Genomic DNA, 6467 nt, shown 5'->3' with positions numbered 1-6467 from the left:
GCTCCTGGCTGACTGGGGCTTCGCCTTCTTGGCTGGCGGCTGCGCGAGGCAGGGCCGCCACCGCGAGCGCGGCGCCGAGCAATGTCCTGCGGCTGAGCGGCGCACGCTCGATGGTCATGGCAAAGACCTCCGGGCCATATGCGATGCGGCAAGGGCGGCGAGCGCCGATCCACAGAGCAGCACCGCGGCGAAAGTGAATGCACCCCACCAGCCGACCGTATCGAAGAGCGTGCCGCCGATGGCGGCGCCGCCTGTAATGGCGAGCTGGATGACTGCCACCTGCAGCCCGCCGCCGGCCTCCGCGTCGTCCGGCAACGTGCGGCTGAGCCACGTGCCCCAGCCAACGGGCGCGGCCGTGCCGAAGAAACCCCAGGCAACGAGCAGCAGCGCCGTGGGAACCGGGAAGGCACCGAGGGCGATGAGCGCAGCGGCCAGCGCGGCCATGACCAGCGGGATGACGATGAGGACGCTGAACAGGCGCGTGCGCAAAAGCCGGCCGACGCACCATGTGCCGAGCACCCCGGCCAGCCCCATCGCCAGCAGGATCGCCGAAAGCGCGGCGATGTCGAGCCGGGTGACGCTCTCGAGGAAGGGCCGCAGATAGGTAAAGAGCGCGAACTGGCCCATGAACAGCATCATGATTGACGCCATGCCGATGGCGATAGGAAGACGGCCGAGTAGCGCCAGCGGATTGCCTGGACGCTGCCTCTGGCGCGGGGGCAGCGCCGGCAGGCTTGTCCACTGCCAGGCCAACGCCAGGAGCCCAAATGGCACGACGAGGAAAAAAGCGCCGCGCCAGCCGACATAGGCGCCAAGAAAACTGCCCAGCGGCGCGGCGATGGTGGCCGCAATGGCATTGCCGGCGTTTAGCATGGCGAGACCCTTCGGAACCATGTCTTGCGGCACGAGGCCCATGACGATCGCGGTCGACATCGACCAGAACCCGCCGATCGCGATGCCGAGCAGCGCCCGGCCGACCATGAGAAACGCGTAGTTCGGCGCGAAGGTGACAGCCAACCCGGACACGATGAGGAGAAGGGTGAAGCCGGTCACGACCAGCCGGCGGTCGATCCGGCGCGTGAGGCCGGCGACCAACAGGCTGGTCACGACGGCGAAAGCGCCCGAAATCGAGATCGCCTGTCCCGTGCGGCCCTCGGTTATGCCGAGATCGGCCGCGAGCGGCGACAGCAGGCTGACCGGCATGAATTCCGACGCGATGAGCACGAAAACACACAGCGCCATCGACAACACGGCGCCCCATGCGACGCGGTCTTCGACAAGCCTTGTATCGTAGGTCGTTTCCATAATTGGCATCCTCGCAAGGCGACTGGGGCGGATCAGCCGCCCATCCCCATCGCCATGCCGGAAGATATTGCAGAGGGACCCATTCTATTAGACTGAGTAATTCGCATGGACTTATCTGCTTGTGATATAAATGTCAGTCGGGAGGTGCCCTATGCAGCGCGATGGCATGAAGGATCTGCTCTGGTTCGTGGCGGTCGCGCGGGAGCGCAGCTTCACCAAGGCGGCGGCCAAGCTCGGAACCTCGCAGTCGACCCTGAGTTCGACAATCAAGGAGCTTGAAGCTCGTCTCGGCGTCCGCCTGCTGACGCGTACGACGCGGAGCGTCGCTCCGACCGAGGCCGGCGAGCGACTTTTCCAATCGCTTGTTCCCCGCTTCGAGGAAATCGAAGCCGACCTTGCAAGCCTGGTGGCCTTTCGCGACAAGCCCTCCGGAATGGTCCGTATCACGCTGTCCGACCATGCGCTCCAGACGACCGTCTGGCCGAAGCTGCAGCCCTTGCTCGGCGACTATCCTGACGTGCGCGTCGAACTCTACAGCGACAACGGCATGAAGAACATTGTGGAGGAGCGCTTCGACGCAGGCGTACGGCTTGGTGAGAGCATCGACAGGGATATGATCGCAGTGCGGATCGGGCCGGATTGGCGGCTCGTGGCCGTGGCTTCGCCGGAGTACTTTTCCCGCCATCCGGTTCCGACCGCACCCCAGGATCTGGTCGATCATGACTGCATCAATATGCGGCAGGCGACGTTCGGCGGATTATATGCCTGGGAATTCGCCAGGGATGGCCGCGACCTTCGTGTACGGGTGGAAGGCCAACTCACCTTCAATTCGTCCCTTCCCATGATCGAGGCTGCGATAAGCGGTTTCGGGATCGCCTATGTCCCGGAAAACCTCGTCAGCCACCACATCGCCAAGGGATGCCTTAGGCTCGTGCTTGACGACTGGAGTCCGCCATTTGCGGGCTATCACCTTTACTACCCGAGCAGGCGACAACTCTCGCCTGCGATGTCGGTGATCGTTGAGGCGCTCCGCCATCGCATCTGACCCCAAAGACTGTGCCTGTGGATCATGAAGCTGACATTGGTAAATGGCAGGAGGCGATCGATTGCGCTCATAAATAGATCTGCGACAATGGCAGTGCTGGACGCGACGGTCAGCTGTCGAAGGCCAGTGAGCTGGATAGCTCCTCATGGGCGTCGACCTGTTGCTGCAGCAGAGCGAGTTTCTGCCTGACCATGCCAAGAGCATCGGCGCCGGCGATAAACCGACGGGGCAGCTCCGGCTTGTCGACCAGAGTTATCAGCGCCTGCGCGAGTTTTGCCGGGTCGCCGACTTGCTGGCCGTTCGCGGCTTTCCAGCCCGTTATCTGCTGGGCGCGGCGTTCGCTGTAGTCGCTAACGGATGACGGAGCATATTGAGTGGATTCGTCCGTCAGCAGCTCCGTGCGGAAAAACCCGGGGTTCACGATCATCGTTTCAATGCCGAACGGCGCTACCTCGGCTTGCAGTGACTCGATCCAGCCGTCCACGCCGAATTTCGCCGCAGCGTATGCAGAACAGAACTCGAAGCCGACCAGGCCTGCCGTCGATGAGATTGCAATGACCTTGCCAGAACCCTGCGCGCGCATCACCGGCAGGACTGCACGGGTGACATTCATCGCGCCGGTCAGGGTGGACGCGAGCTGAAGTTCGATATGGGCCGGAGTCAGGTCCTCGAAATAGCCCGCATAGAAGCCCGCGGCATTGTTGACGAGCACGTCGAGCCGACCAAAGCGGTCGAGGGTTGCCTTCACCGCAGCGTCGGCGTCGGCCGGCTTGGTCACGTCCAACGTCGCGACCAAAAGATTGTCCGACTGGCCGATCGCCTTGGCGACCCGATCGGGGTTACGACCGGTCGCAACGACCTTATCGCCGATGGCTAACACCGCCTTGGCAAAGTCGAGGCCCATGCCTCGTCCAGCGCCGGTAATCATCCATACTCTATTCACAGCCGTATCCTTCCTGGCCAGTATCTTTTCAGTTTATGCAGCGTTGGCTTTTGGCACGTCCGTCTCAGCGGTGATGTTGAACCACCCGGTGGCGGACTGAATCACACCCCATAGTTTCGCTGGAATATCGATGCCCAGAACGCTCGACGGCCGGATTTCGGTCTCGATCAGATCCTCGCGACCGCTCTTTGCCAGCTGGACCCACTCCGGGTTCATCACCAGTCCTTGCCCAACCGCGACGAGCGCGAGGCCTCTCGCCAGGGCGAGTTCGGCCTGAACAGGCGTCCTGACCTGGCCCGCGGCAACGACCGGGACCCGACCGCTGGCTCGGTGAGTGATCAGGCCAGCGATGGTGTCGCCCTCGGGCGCCTCTATAGGCTTTGCCTCGAGAACGCTCGTCAGAGATGCATGGAGGTAGTCAACACCTTCATCGATAAGACGTTCAATCAGCTCGTACGTGTCGGCAATACGCAAGCCACCTGCCTCGGGTTCCTCGGGTGACACCCGGTAGCCCACGAGGAAGGGGCGGTTCGCGTGTGCGGCGACCACTCGCTTTGCTTCACGCACCACGGCGATTGGGAAACGCATTCGATTTTCGAGCGTGCCGCCCCATTCATCGCCACGCTGATTGTAGAGAGGCGAGAAGAAGTTCTGGATGAGAAATCCGTGAGCACCATGCAGTTCGATGCCATCGAAGCCTGCCTTGATGGCCCGTCGTGTCGCCTCGCCAAAGGCGGTAATGATCGCGAGGATTTCGTCATTCGTCAGTGCACGTGTCTTCACACCGCCCGGATTGAAGGGACCGGGCGGGACTTCAAGCGCACTGGCGCTGACGACCTCGCCGCCGGGTATAAGTGCCGGCACGGCCTTATTCCCGGCGTGGAAGATTTGCAGGACGGCCAGGGCCCCGCCGCTTTTGGCCGCTGACGCCAGGCTGGAGAGGCTTGGGGTGAAACGGTCGTCGTAGGAGGCGAATTCGCCCGCAAAGCCGATGCCGTCGGGCAACACGTGGGTGCAGCCGGTGAGCACAAGTCCGACGCCAGTCGCCCGACGCCGGTAGTAGGTGATCTCCGCATCAGAGACCGTTCCGTCGTCGTTGGCCGACCACGTGGTCATCGGCGCCATGACAATCCGGTTGTCGAGGTTTAACCCGTTCGGAAATTGGAAGGGCTGGAAGATCTGTTGTGAGGTGTCCACAGCGTTTCCTTTCGACTCGCGTTGTCTCCGGGGTGAAATAGCGAATAGGACTCGATACGATTAGCCGCTATAATCTGCATGAAGTTAGAAATGGGATTGATAAATGAGGCGCGGAGATTTCAGCGAGCTGGCCGTCTTCATAGCCGTAGCGGAGGCAGGCAGCTTCACACGCGCCGCAGCAAAGCTCGGCCTATCGCAGTCGGCGCTCAGTTACGCTGTCAGGACGCTGGAACAGCGCCTGGGAGTCCGGCTGATCTCACGCACCACACGCAGCCTGTCCGTGACCGTAGCTGGAGAGCGCTTGCTGCGAAGCCTGCGACCGGCCTTCGATCACATCGAAAGCGAGATCGCCGCCGTCAGCGCCCTGCGCGACAAGCCCGCTGGCCTAATTCGCCTGACGACATTCCGGTATGCTGCCAAATCGGTACTGTGGCCCGTCCTCGCCAAACTCCTCCTGGAGTATCCGGATATCGAAGTGGAATTGAGCCTGGACGAGGGGCTGGTCGACATCGTTGCAAACAAATTCGACGCCGGTATCCGGATCGGCGAGCAGGTCCAGAAGGATATGGTGGCAATAAGGATCGGCCCGGACCTGCGCATGGCGGTGGTCGGATCACCGTCGTATTTTGCAAACCGAACCGTTCCAAAGACACCGCGCGAACTTGGGGAACACAGAGGCATCAGCTACCGTCAGAAGACCGGCGGCGGGCTCTTTGCCTGGGAGTTCGAAAAAGGCGGTGAGGAACTTGAAGTCAGGATGAATGGCCCACTCGTCATCAACGACGGTGAAATGCTCGAGGATGCGGCTCTTGACGGGCTCGGTTTAGCATACACGTTTGAAAGCCAGGTTGCCCCGTTCATCGCAGACGGACGCCTTATCCGGGTACTGGAAGACTGGTGCCAACCCTTCTCAGGCTATCACCTCTATTACCCCAGCCGACGCCAGCACACGGCGGCCTTCGCTCTACTTGTCGAGGCACTCCGTTTCAAGGCGTGACAGGTGGCAGAACCGGCTTCAACATGCCGCTCTACCTTAGCATCGCATGAGTTATCCTTCTCTCATATGCACAACCTCGCGGGACGTCGGCAATCGGGTTCCTCCCGCTCCGGGAGAACAGGCGCGCCCAATCTTGGAACGGATGATCGTCTTGACGATGGTGACAAAGCCATCCTCCAGCGCCGATCGTTTCAGGGGTTCGGCCGTAAGATCGGCATTGGCGGCCAGGATCGATCTCGCGCGCCGTGTTGTTCTTCGGCCTGTCCTTCTGTTTGGCCGGCCAATGCGTCAGGAGATGGACATAGGACTGTTCGAGTCTGTGACCCTGGCGGAGAGGGAGGGACTCTAACCCGCATTCGGGCAAAACACCGGATTCCCACCCGTCTCCAGGCGGCTGGCCCTTCCAGCGATACAATCAGCGATGCATAGCACGATACATGGCTCCTGGGAGCCCGGTTTCTCACAGCAAGCGATCGCAGCCATTCGGTGCTGCTGTCTAACGTTGCCCGCGCGACACGACGTACGGGCGGCCGGGCAACGCTCGACGAGTTCGAGGGATGATTGAGCGTGTGAGTGATCAGCACTTGCGTCGATCGCGCTGCTGTGATGTGCGCGGCGTCAAACGTCTCGATGGCGAGACACGCCGCCTCGTCTTCTTGGACGGAGTCGCAAAACGTGATGTGCTAACACGATGGTGAGAGGCAATGTTTGCCTACTCATGAGCCATTGCGAAAAGCCAAGCTCATTGGGATCGACAGGAAGATCGCCGAACTGATCGAATTGCGCGGGCTGATTCATCACCTGGTCGAGCACTGCCACGGCGGCGAGGGGCCGGATTGCCTGATCATCGACGAGTTGGCAGGACAGGACAAGGCATGGCCCAGTGAGGCCAGGCCGAAATCATGAATCGTTAACCTGCAAGGACGGCTTGGCGGTAGGTCGGGTTCATGAGGGCTTTGAGGCGCTTACGCTTGAGCGAG

At 61.5% G+C, this 6467-nt stretch carries 6 protein-coding genes; 3 read left to right on the top strand and 3 right to left on the bottom strand.

The genetic code is table 11. The features are described from left to right. Window positions 1-114 precede the first annotated feature (114 nt). Window positions 115-1305, bottom strand: a complete 1191-nt coding sequence (locus NKJ01_RS35685) for an MFS transporter (RefSeq protein WP_352487013.1) — start codon at window positions 1303-1305, stop codon at window positions 115-117. A 151-nt stretch (window positions 1306-1456) separates the two neighbouring features. Here NKJ01_RS35685 and NKJ01_RS35680 point away from each other — a divergent pair, with 151 nt between their 5' ends. Continuing rightward, window positions 1457-2350 (top strand): LysR family transcriptional regulator, encoded by an 894-nt coding sequence (locus NKJ01_RS35680; RefSeq protein WP_352487014.1) that lies wholly within the window; start codon window positions 1457-1459, stop codon window positions 2348-2350. A gap of 109 nt (window positions 2351-2459) precedes the next feature. Here NKJ01_RS35680 and NKJ01_RS35675 read toward each other — a convergent pair whose 3' ends face one another. Beyond that, a complete protein-coding gene (locus tag NKJ01_RS35675; protein ID WP_352605482.1) occupies window positions 2460-3293 on the bottom strand; it encodes an SDR family oxidoreductase in 834 nt (277 codons plus the stop codon). Between the two features lie 33 nt (window positions 3294-3326). Further along, window positions 3327-4490, bottom strand: a complete 1164-nt coding sequence (locus tag NKJ01_RS35670) for an NADH-dependent flavin oxidoreductase (RefSeq protein ID WP_352605484.1) — start codon at window positions 4488-4490, stop codon at window positions 3327-3329. A gap of 103 nt (window positions 4491-4593) precedes the next feature. Here NKJ01_RS35670 and NKJ01_RS35665 point away from each other — a divergent pair, with 103 nt between their 5' ends. Both NKJ01_RS35665 and NKJ01_RS35660 read left to right on the top strand, forming a co-directional pair. Further along, the gene (locus NKJ01_RS35665) at window positions 4594-5487 is read left to right on the top strand and encodes a LysR family transcriptional regulator (RefSeq protein WP_352605486.1); all 894 of its coding nucleotides are present in this window, start codon (window positions 4594-4596) and stop codon (window positions 5485-5487) included. 726 nt (window positions 5488-6213) lie between these two features. After that, a complete protein-coding gene (locus NKJ01_RS35660) occupies window positions 6214-6393 on the top strand; it encodes a MerR family transcriptional regulator (RefSeq protein WP_352735242.1) in 180 nt (59 codons plus the stop codon). Window positions 6394-6467 lie beyond the last annotated feature (74 nt).

Source organism: Mesorhizobium sp. M0276, from assembly GCF_040321755.1.
Lineage (GTDB): Bacteria > Pseudomonadota > Alphaproteobacteria > Rhizobiales > Rhizobiaceae > Mesorhizobium.
The sequence above is the reverse complement of the archived record's forward strand: the minus strand, read 5'-3'. Positions and strand labels throughout refer to the sequence as shown.

Bases quoted from the DNA above. Each gene is read 5' to 3' on its own strand.
- NKJ01_RS35685 (WP_352487013.1), bottom strand. From the start codon at position 1,305: ATGGAAACGACCTACGATACAAGGCTTGTCGAAGACCGCGTCGCATGG.
- NKJ01_RS35680 (WP_352487014.1), top strand. From the start codon at position 1,457: ATGCAGCGCGATGGCATGAAGGATCTGCTCTGGTTCGTGGCGGTCGCG.
- NKJ01_RS35665 (WP_352605486.1), top strand. From the start codon at position 4,594: ATGAGGCGCGGAGATTTCAGCGAGCTGGCCGTCTTCATAGCCGTAGCG.